Origin of the sequence: Geoanaerobacter pelophilus (genome assembly GCF_018476885.1) — a bacterium.
GTDB classification, from domain to species: domain Bacteria; phylum Desulfobacterota; class Desulfuromonadia; order Geobacterales; family DSM-12255; genus Geoanaerobacter; species Geoanaerobacter pelophilus.
In genome coordinates, this window is sequence record NZ_JAHCVJ010000035.1 from 1 (window position 1) to 437 (window position 437).

Annotated in this window: 1 protein-coding gene; it reads right to left on the reverse strand. The window is 62.7% G+C overall.

The window, feature by feature from the left end; translation table 11 throughout:
* On the reverse strand, positions 1-437 hold a 437-nt coding region (locus KI809_RS20390), incomplete at both ends, for a hypothetical protein (protein ID WP_214173439.1).

Here is a 437-nt window from a genome sequence, read left to right on the forward strand (position 1 = left end):
TGCCGTGCATCAAGGCAGTTGGTGACTGCGAGCCGCGGCAGACGGGAGACATGCGGTGCATGGCACTTGGCACAGCTGTAAGCGTGGACCCGGTTGTTGAGGTTGGCAGTGCCGCTGGCGGTTGCCGACCAGCCGGCTACTGACTGGTGCACCCGCTCTTTGCTCTTCCAGGTGGAAGCTGCGCTCGGCCTGGTGGCGCTGCCGGTCAGGGTCGTCTGGTTGTGGCATTCGAGGCAGAGACCGGCAAAGGTGGCTGGGGCCAGGTTCGGATAGTTGGTGCCGCTCTGGGCGGAACTCAGGATGTTGAAGGCCCGGAAGACCTGCTGCCGCTTGTTGCTCTTGGCTGTTGCTGTGGCGGCACCGCCATTGTAAGGCGCTGGTGTGGTCATGAAGGTGTTCTGGTCGATGTGATAACCAGGAACAGCACCGCCGTTGGT